The sequence below is a fragment of the Agromyces sp. GXS1127 genome (assembly GCF_050565425.1).
In the GTDB taxonomy this organism is placed as follows: Bacteria; Actinomycetota; Actinomycetes; order Actinomycetales; family Microbacteriaceae; genus Agromyces.
Genome location: NZ_JBOCIG010000007.1, coordinates 109,781 through 125,968 on the forward strand (window position 1 = coordinate 109,781; position 16,188 = coordinate 125,968).

Sequence of the window (16,188 nt, forward strand, 5' to 3'; positions counted from 1 at the left end):
GTCAGATCGCCCGTACATCGGTCTCAGGAGACACCTCGCGGAAGATCTGCGAGGCGTTGATGCGTGCGGCGTCATCCGAGAATCCGCTGTCCTTGAATACCGCCCGGAGTGGGTGACGCTCGGCGATGCCCTTGACGACATCGTCCGTCAGCTCGGCCGCGAAGCAGGCGATAAGTGCGCCGTCGGCCACTGTCAAGACCGAGCGGTTCGCGATCTCTTCGACAACGATCGGCTCAGTAAGATCCAACCCCCAGTCGAGCAGCACCTGGAAGATCAGGTCATCGTCTGAACGATCTGGCTTGATACTGTCCTCTGCGAAACCTAGCGTCTGCTGATCAGTCTCATCGGGAGTGCGGAGCACGTCGGCCACGTTTGTGGTATCGACGACAAGCGAGCGGAACCCTACGTCGACCTGCGCACCAAGCAGGTCCGATTGAAGCTTCTCGCCAACCACGCGTATGCGCGCACGTGCCAAGTCTCCAATTGTCTTATAGCCAGCCTCATACGCGGCGGAGTCGCGCTCAACTACTTCAGGCAACTGCACCATCACAAATCGACGGCGCCCTCCGTCGCGAGCATTCAACTGCATCACTGCATGCGCGGTCGAAGCCGTCCCAGCGAAGAAGTCCACGACGATGTCATCACCACGAGTCGTGGCCTCGAGGATTCGCTGGAGCATGCGAACGGACTTTTGACCTTTGAAATCCTCTCCAACCCCAACCAACTTAGATACCTTCTCGCCCGAGAACGAGACGATGGCAATGCTATTTAGGTCGTCGTACTCGTTACTGTTCCACGTGTCCTCAATAGGATATCGATCCGGGCGATTGCCGTGATTTACAAAGTCGAGCAGCTCCTTCTGAGCCTCTCCCGACAGTCCGAGTTGGCCAAGCTTGTCAGTCAAATTCTTATCAGGCTTGAGCACCGGCTTGAAATCGGCGTTCTCAATGTACTGCTTCCGGAAATCCAAGGAATCCGCGTTGCGCGAGTAGAACAGAATCGTGTCATGATTGCGAATAAAGTTGTTCGCGAGTGTCTTGTATCCCGAGAGCCAACCAATTCTCCAGATGATCTCGCGCTGAAAGTTGCTTTCTCCAAAAACCTCGTCCATGAGTCGCTTCAAGTTGTGCGCTTCGTTGAAGTCGATGTTCACGAAGATTGCACCGTCCTCACTAAGGAGGCTCCGGGCCAACTTCAAGCGAGAGTACATCATGCTAAGCCAGTCCGAATGGAAACGGCCATTCGACTCCGAGTTGGACACGAATCGAGAGCCGTCGATGCCGACTTGACCGGAGCGCTGAAGATACCCAGCACTGGACTCTGCAAAGTCATCCTCGTAGATGAAGTCGCTCCCTGTGTTATATGGCGGATCAATGTAAATTAGCTTGACCTTGCCAAGGTAAGACTCTTGAAGCAGTTTCAGAGCGTCGAGGTTATCGCCCTCAATGAATAGGTTCTTCGTGGTGTCGAAGTCAACGGATTCCGCACGCTGTGGCCGCAAAGTCTTGGCGATCGGTGCGTTGGCTGCGAAGGCCGCGGCACGCTTGCCGGGCCAGTCGAGCTGGTAGCGCTCGTTCGGTCCCTCGACGATGTGGTCGGATAGCTCCTGGCGCAGCCCGTCAAAGTCGATCGCGCGCACGGGGTTGCCGTCCACGTCAAGAGTCTCGGTAACCACAGTGGGGAACAACTCGGCGATGGCCTCGATGTTCCGTTGGGCTAGGTCCGGCGAGTGCATCTTGAGCTTGTCCATGGTCATTCCTTGTTGCTCGGTACGGGGTCGGTCAGCTCGGCGAGCACTGCGGTGCGCTCCTTGATCTGCCTGCGGAGTTCGATCTTGCGGTTTAGCTGAGGTTCAGTGCGCAACCTTCTTTCGAGCGCGTTAATCTCCCGCTGAAGCTTTCGGGAGCGGTTCAGTCTGTCTGTTGCCTCCGACACTGACTCGCCGGGCCGCATCGCAGCGGGAAGCAACGTGGAGAATACTGCCGCATAGAGTGCCGGTAGGTCGACCGCAGCGGGCAGCGCCTGGCGCGCTACGTGGGCCCCCACCCAATCAGTGCTGAAATGGGGGCCAACCTTGGGCGCTCCACTAATGAGAGTCTTCTGTGCCCCGGTCATGCGGGTCTCGCCGATCACTTCGCCTCCGCGGCGGATCTCGAAAATGACCGGGTACCGCACCACGGAATCGATCGCGGTGAGCACCGCCGCATCCACATCGGTTCCCTTCGCCACGATCGTGAAGACCTGGAACTCGGGCACCTGCGAAGAGCCGTCCAGCCGGGTCGTCGACGGCGACAGCTTTGCTGTCCACGACATCGACTCCACGTCATCCACGAAATGCGCTCGCACCGCCGAGCTGACGTCAGCATTGCGGTATATGTCGACTTTCCTGAGCGGGCGATCGACGCGCGCGCCGGCCGGCCACTCGAAGAGCACACCCGTCATGCCACGGGCTCCGCGACGACTGCCAGGAACGCGATGAGCTCGAAGTCGTCGAGCCCCGCAATGGTCTGCTCGAGCGCCGTTGTTCCGCCCGGGCTGAAGAGGCTGTCGATGTCACGTTCCTCCGTGACGTCGATCATCGAACGGATTGCGTCGGTGAGGAGTCCGCTGTACCGAGCCATTTCGGCACCGTCCTTCGTCGCTGCATTGAAGATCCGGCAGACCTCCCAGGCCGGTTCGCCCTGCGTGCGGCAGCCCGCGCGAATGAGATCAAGAAGGCGCTTGACCTCCGTGTGGTCCGCGATGACCTCACCGTGTTCGTCGAGGTACACGAGATAGTGCGGGTGCAGGCGGTTACCGCGGTTGAAGTGCTCGTCAGCGTTGACGTTGCGCAATGCGAAAAGCACGCCGGGAACAAGGCCCTTCTCAGGTTGCGACGGAATGACCGCATGCAGGCCCTTCGGGGCGTTGCCGAGGTCGCCGATCTCCTTGACGTATCCAAGCAGATCCATTCGGAAGTCGTTCAGCCCGAGGTCGGTGATTGACACGCCGGTTCGCACGTCCTCGAGCTCGATGACCTCGGATTGAAGCTTGCGCAACTGTTCCTTGCGGAACTGCGCGTCACTCGACTCGAGGGTGAGTACGTTGTCGTCGGCGGTCCCAGCAAGGTCGGCGATCACCATGCGGCTTTCGACGCGGTCCTTCAGGTTGATGTACTCGTCGAGTGAGATGTCGGGCCAGAAGTTGACGAGCTGAATCCGTGCGTTCGTCGATCCGATGCGATCCACTCGGCCGAACCGCTGGATGATGCGGACCGGGTTCCAGTGAATGTCGTAGTTCACGAGGAAGTCGCAGTCCTGCAGGTTCTGGCCCTCGCTGATGCAGTCGGTGCCGATAAGGACGTCGATCTCAGATGACTCAGTCGGCATTACGAGGTGGCGCTGCTTCGAGCGCGGAGAGAACAAGGTCAGCGTCTGCTGGAAACCGTAGCCGCGACCCAACGTGGTCGACGGGTTGCCCTGCCCCGTGACGAGTGCCGTATCGATGCTGCGCTGCTTGAGCCAGGGTGCGAGCTCGCGGTAGAGGTAGTTCGCGGTGTCGGCAAAGGCAGAGAACAACAGCACTTTGCCGTTGTTGGGGTTGATCGGGTGATCGATCTTGTTCGTGATGAGCGACTTCAGCTCTTGCAGCTTGAGGTCATGGGCAGGAGTGATTGCTCGGACCCCCTCGAGGAGGTTGCGGATGACATGACGGTCAGCGTTGAGGGCCGCGAGCCAGGACTCGACGTCCATGTCGGCGAGGGCGATCTGCACCTTCGTTCCGACCGTGCCGGGTGACTCTGCCCCGGGAAGCTCGAAGTCGTCGTCGTCGGCTTCGAGATCGCCCAACTGCAAGCTGACGTCGCCGATGCTCCCAGCGTGCCGCTCGACCGCGTCGATAGAAGTCTGCACCGTGGCCTCGAGCTTGCCAAGCGTCAGGCGGAACGCCTCGATCGAACTCTCAAGCCGCTTTAGCAAGTTGACGGTCATGAGCTTCTGAATGCCTTTTTCGCGGCTTGCCTGCCCAAGATTTGCCGTCGCACCGCCAAGTGCATTCAACCCGCCGCCGACGTTGCCGTAGAGCACTTCATACTTCGAACGACGGCTGGGGAAGACGTAGGACAGCGGCGCATAAACCGCGAGCGTCAACGACGAAAGCGCGTCGAACATCTCATTGAAACTCGGCGCGCCAGGGAGGTCGGTTAGCGGCGGCCGCAACGACACCGGTGGGAGACGCTCCGGGAACACACCGATATCGCTCGTATCGTAGAACGCCTGGATGTGCTTGCGCGACCGCGCGATCGTCACCGAGTCGAGCAGTTCGAAGAAGTCGAAGTCGAGCCGCCGAAGGATCGCATCCGTCGTCCGTTGCTCAGCGGGCAGCTTCGACCACTCGTTAAACATGCGCTGCGCCTGACGGAAGATTTCCTCGACCGAGCTCGAGAGATTCAGCTTAATCGAGAGCTGCTCCGACTCCCCTTCGTAGGCGAGCTGCAGCTGGTTCTTCAGGTCGTTGAACCGATTGTTCACAGGTGTCGCCGAGAGCATGAGCACCTTGGTCTTCACACCTTCGCGGATGACCTTCCTCATCAAGCGCTGGTAGCGCGTCTCTTTCTCCTCGGCGAAATCGGCGTTTCTGAAGTTGTGCGACTCGTCGATCACGACGAGGTCGTAGTTGCCCCAGTTCACGCGGTCGAGCGGCATGCCGAGCGATTCGCCACGGTCGCGCGACAGGTCGGTGTGCGCGAGCACGTCGTAGTTGAATCTGTCCTTCGCGAAGATGTTCGTCGTCAGGTTCGCGTTGTAGTTCGTCCAGTTCTCAGCGAGCTTCTTCGGCGCGAGCACGAGCACCGACTTGTTGCGCAGCTCGTAGTACTTGATCACGGCGAGCGCCGTGAACGTCTTGCCGAGGCCCACGCTGTCTGCGAGAATGCAGCCGTTGTAGGTCTCGAGCTTGTTGATCACGCCCGTCGCGGCGTCGCGCTGGAAGTTGTAGAGCGACTGCCAGATCAGCGAATCCTGGTAGCCGGTACGATCGTTGGGCAGCACGTCCTCGCTAATGTCGTCGAGGAAGTCAGCGAACAGGTTGTACAGGATCAGGAAGTAGACCCGCTCAGGCGAGTTCTCGGCATAGACGCTTGCGATGTGGTCGTGCACGGCCTGGGTGACGTCCTCGAGGCGATCCGAGTCGTGCCAGAGCTGGTCGAAGAGCTGAACGTACTGACTCGCCATCGGGGCGTCGTCGATCTTGTGCACGAAGTTCGATGCTGCGGGCCCTCGTTCGAATCCGAGATCGGAGGTCGTGAAGCCCTGCAGCGGTGCGTAGGCTGCACTGTCGTCGACCACCGCGAACGACTGCATCGGGGCGGCGGTTCGGTTCGAGCGGAACGTCACCTTCTGGCGAACCCACTCTGCACACTCGCGGGCGATCGCGCGCTGAGTGAGCTTGTTGCGGAGGCGAATCTCGAACTCTGACCCATACAGAGTGGCGTCGCGTTGCGCGTCATTCGGGATGAAGAATAGCCGACGTTCAGGCGTGGGCTTGTCGGTCGCCTTCGCCGCAGTGAACGACGGCGCCGTGAAGACGAACTCGAGCTCCTCGAGCTGCGACAGCTCATTCTTCAGAGCCTCAAAGGCGAAGATCGAGAATGTGGAAGCTGCGATGCGCAGCTTCGAACCTGGCTTGATCGCACGCTTGATGTCGTCGCCGAGCAGTTCGTTGAGGTTGTCGATGATGCGCATCAGCAAATGACCCCGTTGTGCGGCACTGCCATTTGGGAACTCCAGATCAATCGCGAGGTGAGGGCCCGGATGTATGCAGACTACTGGTGAGCTTTATACCTCGGCCACATCCCGTTGCCCCAATTGGGGTCGTGAATTTCCGCCAGAGCACCCGGTTGATTGATGGCTACGACGCCGGTTGCCTCGGCAGTTCCTAGATCGCTCGCCAGCTCGCCTGGGTCTGCCCCGGGTTGCGGCAGAGCTCCTGCGGATGTGGTGCTGCGCGAGCTTAGGGCCCATGCCCCGGCTCCCGGAGTGCGGGAACAGCCACACGGCAGCCGTCTCGTCGAGCGAGACCTCGATGAAGTGATTGCCGCTGCCGGGCGAATGCGGCGGTCGAGGCCACGCCGTACTTGCGGACTGGTCAGGCTTGCCGACCGTCGCGGCATCGAGGATCGCCGTGGACGTGGCATCCGTAGAGGTCGCCGCCCATTCAACAAACGCACGGGTCTCTATTCAACGAATGGACGCCACCGCAGTGCGCAGGTGGACTGCCTTTCATGCGTGGGCAACGTCTCGTTCCGTCAGTTGTGGAGGCTCCGTCCCGTGATTCGTGGACAGGTCCCCGACCTGGCGCACCGCGAACGCTGAGATGTCACCGGGACGCGCTACCCTCGGCCGGAACGACCTCCGATCCAAGACACCTCCGACGCCAGACCATGCCGATCCTCGCCACCGCACACGCCCTCTCCACGCTCGTCGAATCCGACGCAGCATGGCGGCTCATGCGCGCCGACCACGCGCCGATCATCGTCGCGCTGCTCCGCGAGCACCTGGGCGCCGAAGAGCGCAGGCTTGCGGCCGAGGAGCTCTATCTCCGTGTCGACGACGACCTCGAGCAGCTGCGCGCGCACGGCTTCACCCTGCCGCAGTCGGCACAGGGGTACTGCGCCGAGTGGCGGCGGCTCGGGTTCCTCGTCCGGCGGCCCGCTGAGGAGGCCCGTGGCGAGACGTTCGAGCTCTCGCCCGCCGCGTTGACTGCCATCCGCTTCGTCGACCAGTTGCAGGCGCCCCGGCAGACCGTCACCGAATCACGCCTCGCGAGCCTCGCCGCCCAGGTGTCGCAGCTCGCCGTCGATTCCGACCCCGACACCACGAATCGGCTTCGCCAGCTGCACGCGCAGCGCGACCGCATCGATGCGCAGATCGAGGCGATCGCGTCCGGCGCCGACACGGCGATCGATCCGCAGCGCGCGATCGAGCGCATGCGCGACATCCTCGCCCAGGCGGAGGACATCCCGACCGATTTCGCGCGCGTCCGCGCCGACTTCGAGGCGCTGAACCGAGACCTCCGGGCGCGCATCATCGAGTCCGAGGCCGCGCAGCGCACCGTGCTCGACGAGGTGTTCCGCGGTGTCGACCTCATCGCCGAGTCCGACGCCGGAAGATCGTTCACCGGGTTCTCAGCACTCGTGCTCGATCCCGCCGTCGGCGAGGCGTTCGATGAAGACATCCACGACGTCCTCGATCGCGACTTCGCCGACGGCCTCACCGCATCCGAACGACGGTTCCTCCGACGCTTCCTGGGCACGCTGAAGGCGCGTAGCGCCGAGATCCACGACGTCATCACCGCCTTCGCGCGAGGCCTGCGCCGCTACGTCCAGTCGCAGGACTACCAGCGCGACCGCGTGCTCCGCGGCGCCCTGCGCGAGGCGATCGCTGTCGGCGCGGCAGCCTCCGAGCACGTGAAGCCGTACCGGGCGACCGGCATCGATCTGGAGCTCTCCGCGGTGCAGCTCACGAGCGTCGGCGCCATCCGCCTGCACGACCCGGCCGAGCTCGACGCGACCTCGCCGATCCGGCGCAACCTGCCCACCGTCGCGAGCATCGAAGAGCTGCGCCGCCTCGCGCGCGAGACCGAGATCGACTTCGCCGAGCTCACCGACAACGTCAACGCGCTGCTCACCGAGCGCGATGCCTGCACCATCGGCGACGTGCTCGCCCGCTTCCCCGCCACCCAGGGCGTCGCGAGTGTCGTCGGCCTGCTCTCGCTCGCCGGCAACCAGGCGGTGGCCGTCGATGACGAGACGGAGACGGTCCGCTGGACGGGCGGCGACGCGATCCGCCGTACCGCCGACATCCCCACCTACCGATTCACCGGGAGGGTCGCATGACGCCGGATGACTCTGCGTACCGCGAGTACGCCGACACCACCCAGCAGACGGATGCCGCGGCAGGCGCCTGGACCGAGGACGGCGTCGTCGCGGGTGCGGATGGCCTCGCCGGCGCCGAGGCCCCGATCGAAACCAGCGGGCTCTGGCGCGGCGACACCGGATCCCTCTCAGAGCCGGCACGACGCGCACTGCTCGAACTGGTCAAGGGACCGTACCTCTCCGGCGCCCGCTCGCCGCAGCTGTGGGCGGCGCTGGTCGCCGACGAGCGAGCCATCCGGTCGCGCCTGCACGACCTCTTCCTCGACCTCGTCATCGACCGAGTCGGAGAGTTCGGCTTCGTGCGGAACGTGCAGGCCGATGGGATGCAGGCCCCGGCCGCGGTTCGGACCGAGGCACTCACCTTCATCGACACGGCGATGCTGCTCGTGCTGCGACAGATGCTCCTCGTCGGAGAGGCGGACGGCCGCGTGATCGTCGGACAGGACGAGGTCTACGAGCAGCTGCAGGTGCATCGCTCGGCCGACCGCGACGAGGCCGATTTCACCAAGCGACTGAACGCAGCCTGGACGAAGATGCAGAACAAGCTCCGGGTCATCCACCAGGCGGGCGAGGGGCGCGTCGAGATCTCGCCCGTGTTGCGGCTGATCGTCGACGCCGACCAGATCGAGGCGATCGCGGCCGAGTACCGACGGATCGCCGGGGGCGCGGCTGGTTCGGGTACGGGCGCCGGCGATGCGGGCGCGGCCGGCGACGATCTCGAGGGGGTCGCATGAGTCTGTTCGAACTCGAGGATATCGCGGAGTCGACCGCGACCCGTACCGGCATCCATATCGGCCAGTGGCGGCTCTCCCGTGTCGAGCTGCTCAACTGGGGAACCTTCGACGGCCACCACCGCATCGACGTCGCTCGCAAGGGTCAGCTGTTCACCGGGGCCTCCGGGTCCGGCAAGTCGTCGCTCCTCGACGGGATCGCGGCGGTGCTCACGCCCGACAAGTGGCTGCGGTTCAACGCGGCGGCGCAGGATGCCTCGAGCCGGTCCGACGACCGGAGCCTCGTGAGCTACGTGCGCGGCGCCTGGAGCCGCGAAGCCGATGAAGCCCTCGACCGCGCCGTGTCACGGTACCTGCGGCCGAAAGCGACGTGGAGCGGCATCCTGCTGCGTTTCGACAACCTGCGCGACGAGCCGGTCACGCTGGTTCGCCTGTTCCACCTGCGCGGGACGAGCGTCGACCGCAACGACCTCCGCGACGCATGCCTGCTCGACCGCCGCGAGCTCGGGCTGCTCGACTTCGCCGAGTTCGTTTCGAACGGGATCGACGCGCGGCGCATCAAGGCGGCCTGGCCCGACGCCACCGTCACGACCTCCAACCACGGCGCCTTCTACGGCCGGGCGCGACGCCTGCTCCGCATCAACTCCGAGCACGCGCTGAATCTGCTGCACAAGACGCAGTCGGCGAAGAACCTCGGCACGCTCGACCACTTGTTCCGCACGTTCATGCTCGACCGCCCGTCCACCTTCGACCGGGCCGACAACGCGGTCGAGCAGTTCGGTGAACTCAGCGAGGCGCACCGGCTCGTCGTCGACCTGCGCCACCAGGCCGAGCACCTACGCGGACTCAGCGGCCCGATCGCCGACTACGAGCGCGAATCCCGCATCGCCGCAGAGACCGAACGCCTCGGCGGACTGATCGACGTGTTCCAGGACCGGCTCATGCTCCAGCTCGCCGAGTCGGACCGCGGCGATCTGCTCGCCGAACATGCGCGCACCGAAGACGTCGCGCGACGCGCCGAGTCGGCTCGGGCGATCGCCGCCGAGGCGCTGCAGGCGGCCCAGCGGCTCGAGCTGCAGGCGGGCGGCGGCGACGCCGAGCTCGCGCGGCGCGGCGTCGATGACGCCGTCAAGCAGGTCGCCGCGGTCGACGCGGCGTGGGGTCGGTTCGCCGAGCAGCTCGCGTCCGTCGGGCTCGATCAGCCGCCGACGGATGCCACCGAGTTCGCCGAGCTCCGCGAGCAGGCCCGTGCCGAGCTGTCCGTCGCCTCGCCTGCCGCGGTGCACGACCACGACGCGAACCAGGCTTACTTCGACGCCCAACGACGGCTCAAGCGGATCGACGCCGAGCTCGCCGAGCTCCGCGACCGTCGAAGCAACATCCGGCCCGAGCTGCTCGTCGTCCGGAAACGGCTGGCGGAGGAGCTCGGCATCCGGGAGACCGCGCTGCCGTTCGCCGGCGAGCTCATCGAGGTGCTGCCGGAGTTCGCCGACTGGACCGGCGCGATCGAGCGTGTCCTCCAACCCATCTCGAGCGCACTGCTGGTGCGCGACGAGCACCTCGCCGACGTCCGCCGTCGTATCGAGCATCGGAACCTCGGCACCCGGCTCGTCATCGAGGCCGTGCCCATGATCGCGGATGCCCCGCGCGCCGCGCGCTCCCAACGCTCGCTGCTGCACCGGGTGCGGATCGGCGATCACCCGCTCGGCGCCTGGCTCCGCTGGCGACTCTCGGGCGAGTTCGACGTGGAGTGCGTCGACCACCCCGACGAGCTCGACCGCGTCGACCGCGGTGTCACCATCGGCGGTCAGATCAAGAAGTCCGCGCGCCGCTACGAGAAGGACGACCGGCGAGCCGTCGACGATCGGCGATTCTGGATCCTCGGCGGCGACAACACCGCGAAGGTCGACCTGCTCCTCGCCGACCGCGCCGCGACCGAACAGCGCGTCCGCGACGCCGCTGCCGCACTCGACCGAGCCCAGCGCGAGCGTGACGACGCCACCCGCCGCCGAACCGTGCTCGAGGGACTGCAGGGCCTCGACTGGGCCGCGATCGACCGCGCGAGTGCGAATGACCTCGTGACCGCGCGACGTGCCGAACTCGAACGGCTCACCACGGGCAACGTAGCCCTGCGCGACGCGGTCGCCGCGGTCGACGCCGCGCGGTTGCGGCACACCGAGGCCGAGCAGTCGGCGCGCGAGGCATCCGTCGCCTTCAACCTGGCGAAGCGGCAGCTCGACGAGGTGGAGGGAATCATCGCGTCACTGCAGGACCGGGTCGCGTCGACATCGCTCGACGCGGCCGACGCCACCGACCTCGAGGCGCGCTACCGGTCGGTGCGGCGCCGCATCTCGCGCGCGGATGTCGCCGAGGTCAGCCGGCAGGTGACGAACGCCCTGCACAGCGAATCGAACCTGGCGCGCCGGCGCCTCGCCGAGGCGCAGAACCGCTTCACCGAGGGAGCGACCGCGTTCAAGGCGCGGTGGGCGGCGGAATCCGCCGATCTCACCGCCCAGATCGGGGACCGCGGCGGATACCTCGCCCTGCTCGGAGACATCGAGTCGCGCGGACTTCCCGAGCACGAGGGCAACTTCCTGAAGCTCCTCCGCGAGAAGTCGCGCGACCTGATCGGCCACCTGCTCGACGACCTTCGCTCCGCACCACGTCAGGTGGAGGAACGCATCGACCCGGTGAACGCCTCCCTCGGCCGGTCGCAGTTCGACATCGACCGATTCCTGCGCATCCGGGTCAAGATCCGGCGCGCGCCCGAAGTCGAACGGTTCATGGCCGACCTCAAGACCGTGGTCGACGGCAACTGGAACGACGAGGACTTCGCGCGCTCGGAGGCGCGATTCGCCGTGCTGCGCGAGATCATGCAGCGACTCGGGTCGAGCGACCACACCGACCGCCAGTGGCGCTCGCGCTGCCTCGACACCCGCGAGCACGTCACCTTCATGGCACAGGAGGTCGACCGGGCGGGCCGCGTCGTCAACGTGCACGACTCGAGCGCGGGACTCTCGGGCGGCCAGCGCCAGAAGCTCGTCATCTTCTGCTTGGCCGCCGCGCTCCGCTACCAGCTCACCGCCGATGAGGACCGCCTGCCGTCGTACGCCACGATCGTGCTCGACGAGGCGTTCGACAAGGCCGACAGCCGGTACACCCGCATGGCCATGGACGTGTTCACCGAGTTCGGCTTCCACATGATCCTCGCGACGCCCGAGAAACTGCTGCAGACGATCGAGCCGTATGTCGGCGCGATCACCTCGATCACGAACCCGACCCGCCAGGCCTCGCACACCGCGAACGTCGTGCTCGAGGTGGAGGAGTCGCGCGACGAACCCGGCCCGTCACCTGACGTCGCGGCGACGGTCTCGTGACCGCGAAGAGCACCTCCTCGCCGGTCTCGGTCGCGGAGGCGCGCGCCCGCGCGGCGCGACGCGTCGATCGGGACCAGCGCACGTGGGCCGCGTACGGGGGTGAAGATGCGGCCCTCGAGATCGCGCTCCGACCCCCGACCGAGCGGGCGGTGCTCGCCGACCAGGCCGCGATCATCGACTGGGTGCACGGATGGCGCGAGGTGTCGGTCTCGGCTGGCGTCGTCGTCGCCTGGGAGGAACGGAGCTGGCCGAGCGTCGGTCGGCAGACGCTCCCGGTGCGGTGCGTGCTCACCAGCGCTGACGCGATCGCGCGGTTCGCGGGCGGCGGCGCCCAGCGCGGCTGGGCGCTGCTCGACCTCCGCGCTCGCGCGCTGCTCGACCGGCTCGGAACCCCTCCGACGGATGCCGCGCTTCGCGCCGCCCTCAACACGCACGGGACGGCGATCCAGCGGTTGCCCGCCGGGGATTTCGAGATCCTGCTCGGGGTTGTGGCCTGGCTCGTGGAGCATCCGTCGTCGGGCGCGCGCGTCCGTCAACTGCCGATCGAAGGAGTGCACACCAAGTGGCTCGAGGCGCATCGCGCGGTGGTCGAAGGGCTGACCCGGGCGGTGACGGGTCGCGAGTCCCTTGGACTCCTCGGCGCACCTGAGCTCCTGCGGATGCGATTCCTCGATCCGACGCTTCGTCCGGGCGGCCTGCAGGATGTCACCATCCCGATCGCCGAGGCGGCCTCGCTCCGAGTCGCTCCGCGGGTCGTTCTGGTGCTCGAGAACCTCGAGACGCTCCTCTCGCTGCCGGAGGTCTCGGGCGTCGTGGCGGTGCACGGCGGCGGCTACGCGGTCGGCCGGCTCGGAGACATCTCATGGATGCACGATGCGCGCGTGCTCTACTGGGGCGACCTCGACCTCGACGGTTTCGCGATCCTGAACCGGCTCCGCCAGCGCTTCCCCGACGCCGAAAGCATGCTCATGGACGAGGACACGCTCACGCGGTTCCGCCATATGTGGGTGTCGAACGACCGAGCGGCGATTCGCGCACTTCCCGCCCTGTCGCCGGAGGAGCGTCGCACGGTGGAGCGGATCGTCGCCGAGGGCAAGGTTCGCCTCGAACAAGAGCGGGTGCCGTGGGCGTGGGCGCTCGCGGCGCTCAGCCGCGCGCTCGTGAGCTGAGGGTCCGACTCCCATCGCCGCTGCCGAGCGCGAGCGACCGTCACGGACCGAGCAGAGCGAGCGGCACGACCGCCACGCCGTCCCTGCGGCGATACGCGAACTCGCCGGTCGTGATGACGACCCGGTCCGCAACGCGGTCGCCGATGCGGTCGCGGAGCCAGTTGAGGTGTCGGACGTCGCGATCGTCGACGGTGCCTGCCAGCTTGACTTCGATTGCGAGCACGGCTCCGTCACCGCGTTCGACGATCAGATCGATCTCGCGGTCGGTGTTCTTGGTCCGGAGGTGCCCGACCCTGGCCTCGGCGGCCTCGGCATAGGTCCGCACGGACTGCGTGACGAGGGATTCGAACAGCGCCCCGAGCCACGTGCCGGTCGCAGGGACGACCGAGCCGGCGTCGCCGCGCAAGAGCCCTGAGGCATCGATACCGACCAGCCTGGCGGCCAGTGCGGGATCGACGAGGTGATGCTTCGGCGTTCGGGTGAGCCGCTGCAGCGGCGCGAACACGGGTTCCCACGCCGGTACGGGATCGAGTACGAAGAGCCGCTGCAGATGCTCGCGGTATCCGACGACGGTCTGACGGACGGGCTTGTCGGGCTCGCCGGCGGTCGCGGCATCGAGGATCGCCGTGTATGTGGCATCCGTCGCCGTGGCCGCCCCGTAGGCGGCGAGCCAGGCGCGGAGTGCCGCCGGGCGGCGCACGACCACGCCGTTGTCGGGCAGGTCACGCTCGACGATGCGAGCGAGATAGCCGTCGAGCTGCGCCCGCCTGGCTCGCTCGGGGAGGTTGCGAATGCCCGGGAAGCCGGAACGCAGGATCTCCTCGACGTAATCGGACAGTCGGAGGTTCGACGCGCCGGCGACAGGCGGCTCGCCGCCGGCGAGCAGGGCGCGAAGCGAGACGGATGGCGCTTCGATGGCGCGTTCGCTGAAGGCGAGCGGGCGCATGGTGAGACTCACGATGCGGCCGGCACCGGAGTGGATGCGCGCGTCGGCACCGGCACCGGCGGACCCCGTGAGCAGGAACCGCCCTCCGGTCGGGCCGTCGTCCACGGCTCGCCGGACGCGATCCCAGACAGCCGGCTCCAGTTGCCACTCGTCGATCAGCACGGGAGGCGGCACCTGGGTCACGAGGTCGAGGTTCGCCGCGAGCACCTGACGCTGCGCCGGATCGTCGAGTGACAGCACCGTCGTGGCGCGCTGACCGGCCGTGGCCGTCTTGCCCACGCCCTTCGCGCCCTCGAGCGCAACGGCCGCGAGGTCGGGCAGGAGCTCGTCGAGCGTCTCGTCGATGATCCTGCGGTGGTAAGCCATGCTCGAATCTAACAAATGGACGGGTTTCTATTCAACATTTGGACGCCTTCGTATTGAACAGATGGACGGCTCGTCGCCGTGTCGTCAGGCGAACCGAGCTCGTGGGGGTCGGCCACGTCGATGATTGCCACGCCGCCCCCGGGCGACCAGAAAACTAGTGACTCGCGCAGAATTCTGTGCGACCGAGTCGACTCGTCTCGTCGGCAGGGGAGTTTTCTCCTCCTCCAGCGTTCGGCGGGTTTCCTCGAGAGAACCGAGTTGTTTCCCGCGACCTGGGGGCGCCGCCGCGACCCGCACCCGCCCGTCTCCGAGCGGGCGCGAGCCGCGGCATCCGTCACCCCTTCATGCGGTCGCGATGAGACCCCTCAGTCCCCCTTCACGTTCACCACCTGCCGCAGCGTGTGCCGCACCCGCACGAGGGACGCGGCATCCGCCATCACCCGGTCGATCGGCTTGTAGGCCGCCGGGATCTCGTCGATGAACGCGTCGGTGTCGCGGTACTCGATGCCGACCATCGCCTCGCGCAGCTGCTCCTGCGTGAAGGTCCGCCGGGCGGCGGAGCGCGAGTACGTCCGGCCCGCGCCGTGCGGCGAGGAGTTCAGCGACATCCGATCGCCCAGGCCCTCGACCACGTACGACGCCGTGCCCATCGAACCCGGGATCAGGCCCGGCCGGCCGGCATCGGCCTGGATCGCGCCCTTCCGCGACACCCATACCCGCTTGCCGAAGTGCTCCTCGCTCTCGGTGAAGTTGTGGTGGCAGTTGATCCGCTCCCGCTCCTCCACCGGCGTGCCGACCCACTCCGAGACCTGCCGGATGACCCGGTCCATCATCTCCTCCCGGTTCAGCAGCGCGAAGTGCTGCGCCCACCGCAGCTCCGCGATGTACCGCGTGAACTCCGGCGTGCCCTCGACGAGGTACGCGAGGTCCTTGTCGGGCAGGTCGATCCACCACTTCCGGCAGAGCTCCTGCGCGACCCGGATGTGATGCTGCGCGATCTTGTTGCCCACGCCCCGGCTTCCGGAGTGCAGGAACAGCCACACGGCATCCGCCTCATCGAGCGAGACCTCGATGAAGTGGTTGCCGCTGCCGAGCGACCCCAGCTGCAGCCGCCAGTCGCCCCGGTAGCGGGCCGGGTCGAACCCCTTCGCCTCGGCGAGCGCCTCGAGCTCGGCGATCCGCGGCTCGGCGGTCGCGACGACCTTGCGGTTCGCGTGACCGGCCGACAGCGGGATGGCGCGCTCGATCTGCTCCCGGACCTCCCTCCGGTCCTCGGGCAGGTCTTCGCTACTGAACTGCGTCTTCACGGCGATCATGCCGCAGCCGATGTCGACCCCGACCGCGGCGGGCATGATCGCGCCGAGCGTCGGGATGACCGACCCCACCGTGGCGCCGAGGCCCAGGTGCGCGTCGGGCATCAGCGCGAGGTGCGGGTAGATGAACGGCATCGTCGACGACGTGCGGGCCTGCTCGACGGTCTTCTCGTCGATCAGGCTCGCCCACGACACGAGCCGTGCGGAGAGCTTCTCCATGTTCCTTTCCTGTCTGGTTGCGTTGCGTTCTCTCGATCGCGGAGCCCGAGGGCTCCCGTCGCGCGCAGACGGAAGGAAACCCCGGGCCTCGGATGGCACGGGGTGACGCGATTCTCGCGGCCATCGGGCCGCGGCCGCGTCAGCGTGCCGGTTCG

General features: G+C 66.4%; 10 protein-coding genes. 4 read left to right on the forward strand and 6 right to left on the reverse strand.

Going from position 1 to position 16,188, the window contains the following annotated elements; all coding sequences use genetic code 11:
- Window position 1: 1 nt before the first annotated feature.
- The 4 genes from ACQ393_RS13710 to ACQ393_RS13725 form a co-directional block, all read right to left on the reverse strand.
- Window positions 2-1,750 carry a site-specific DNA-methyltransferase gene (locus ACQ393_RS13710; protein WP_430647417.1) on the reverse strand — a complete coding sequence of 583 codons (1,749 nt, stop codon included), beginning with the start codon at window positions 1,748-1,750 and terminating at the stop codon, window positions 2-4.
- Window positions 1,751-1,752: 2 nt separating this feature from the next.
- Window positions 1,753-2,442: a DUF4391 domain-containing protein gene (locus tag ACQ393_RS13715; RefSeq protein ID WP_430647418.1), complete on the reverse strand. Its 690-nt coding sequence runs from the start codon at window positions 2,440-2,442 to the stop codon at window positions 1,753-1,755.
- On the reverse strand, window positions 2,439-5,720 hold the full coding sequence (locus ACQ393_RS13720; RefSeq protein ID WP_430647419.1) for a helicase-related protein: 3,282 nt from the start codon (window positions 5,718-5,720) through the stop codon (window positions 2,439-2,441). Before ACQ393_RS13720 ends, ACQ393_RS13715 begins: the two co-directional genes overlap by 4 nt.
- A gap of 93 nt (window positions 5,721-5,813) precedes the next feature.
- Entirely contained in the window at window positions 5,814-6,215 is a 402-nt protein-coding gene (locus ACQ393_RS13725; protein ID WP_430647591.1) for an RtcB family protein, read from the reverse strand.
- Window positions 6,216-6,418: 203 nt separating this feature from the next.
- Here ACQ393_RS13725 and ACQ393_RS13730 point away from each other — a divergent pair, with 203 nt between their 5' ends.
- Genes ACQ393_RS13730 through ACQ393_RS13745 form a run of 4 tightly spaced genes read left to right on the forward strand, consistent with a single transcriptional unit; the run spans window position 6,419 to window position 13,189 of the window.
- On the forward strand, window positions 6,419-7,873 hold the full coding sequence (locus tag ACQ393_RS13730) for a DUF3375 domain-containing protein (RefSeq protein WP_430647420.1): 1,455 nt from the start codon (window positions 6,419-6,421) through the stop codon (window positions 7,871-7,873).
- Window positions 7,870-8,646 (forward strand): DUF4194 domain-containing protein, encoded by a 777-nt coding sequence (locus ACQ393_RS13735; RefSeq protein WP_430647421.1) that lies wholly within the window; start codon window positions 7,870-7,872, stop codon window positions 8,644-8,646. The genes ACQ393_RS13730 and ACQ393_RS13735 overlap by 4 nt, the downstream gene beginning before the upstream one ends.
- Complete coding sequence (locus tag ACQ393_RS13740; protein WP_430647422.1) at window positions 8,643-12,020, forward strand: ATP-binding protein; 3,378 nt, start codon at window positions 8,643-8,645, stop codon at window positions 12,018-12,020. Before ACQ393_RS13735 ends, ACQ393_RS13740 begins: the two co-directional genes overlap by 4 nt.
- On the forward strand, window positions 12,017-13,189 hold the full coding sequence (locus tag ACQ393_RS13745) for a Wadjet anti-phage system protein JetD domain-containing protein (RefSeq protein ID WP_430647423.1): 1,173 nt from the start codon (window positions 12,017-12,019) through the stop codon (window positions 13,187-13,189). The genes ACQ393_RS13740 and ACQ393_RS13745 overlap by 4 nt, the downstream gene beginning before the upstream one ends.
- Window positions 13,190-13,229: 40 nt before the next feature.
- Here the strand turns inward: ACQ393_RS13745 and ACQ393_RS13750 are convergent, their stop codons facing one another.
- Window positions 13,230-14,501 carry an ATP-binding protein gene (locus ACQ393_RS13750; protein WP_430647424.1) on the reverse strand — a complete coding sequence of 424 codons (1,272 nt, stop codon included), beginning with the start codon at window positions 14,499-14,501 and terminating at the stop codon, window positions 13,230-13,232.
- 365 nt (window positions 14,502-14,866) lie between these two features.
- Entirely contained in the window at window positions 14,867-16,033 is a 1,167-nt protein-coding gene (locus tag ACQ393_RS13755) for an RtcB family protein (protein ID WP_430647425.1), read from the reverse strand.
- Between the last annotated feature and the right edge of the window lie 155 nt (window positions 16,034-16,188).

Excerpts from the sequence above, each read along its gene's own strand:
- ACQ393_RS13710 (WP_430647417.1), bottom strand. The coding sequence starts at position 1,750 with ATGGACAAGCTCAAGATGCACTCGCCGGACCTAGCCCAACGGAACATC.
- ACQ393_RS13715 (WP_430647418.1), bottom strand. The coding sequence starts at position 2,442 with ATGACGGGTGTGCTCTTCGAGTGGCCGGCCGGCGCGCGCGTCGATCGC.
- ACQ393_RS13720 (WP_430647419.1), bottom strand. The coding sequence starts at position 5,720 with ATGCGCATCATCGACAACCTCAACGAACTGCTCGGCGACGACATCAAG.
- ACQ393_RS13730 (WP_430647420.1), top strand. The coding sequence starts at position 6,419 with ATGCCGATCCTCGCCACCGCACACGCCCTCTCCACGCTCGTCGAATCC.
- ACQ393_RS13735 (WP_430647421.1), top strand. The coding sequence starts at position 7,870 with ATGACGCCGGATGACTCTGCGTACCGCGAGTACGCCGACACCACCCAG.
- ACQ393_RS13740 (WP_430647422.1), top strand. The coding sequence starts at position 8,643 with ATGAGTCTGTTCGAACTCGAGGATATCGCGGAGTCGACCGCGACCCGT.
- ACQ393_RS13750 (WP_430647424.1), bottom strand. The coding sequence starts at position 14,501 with ATGGCTTACCACCGCAGGATCATCGACGAGACGCTCGACGAGCTCCTG.
- ACQ393_RS13755 (WP_430647425.1), bottom strand. The coding sequence starts at position 16,033 with ATGGAGAAGCTCTCCGCACGGCTCGTGTCGTGGGCGAGCCTGATCGAC.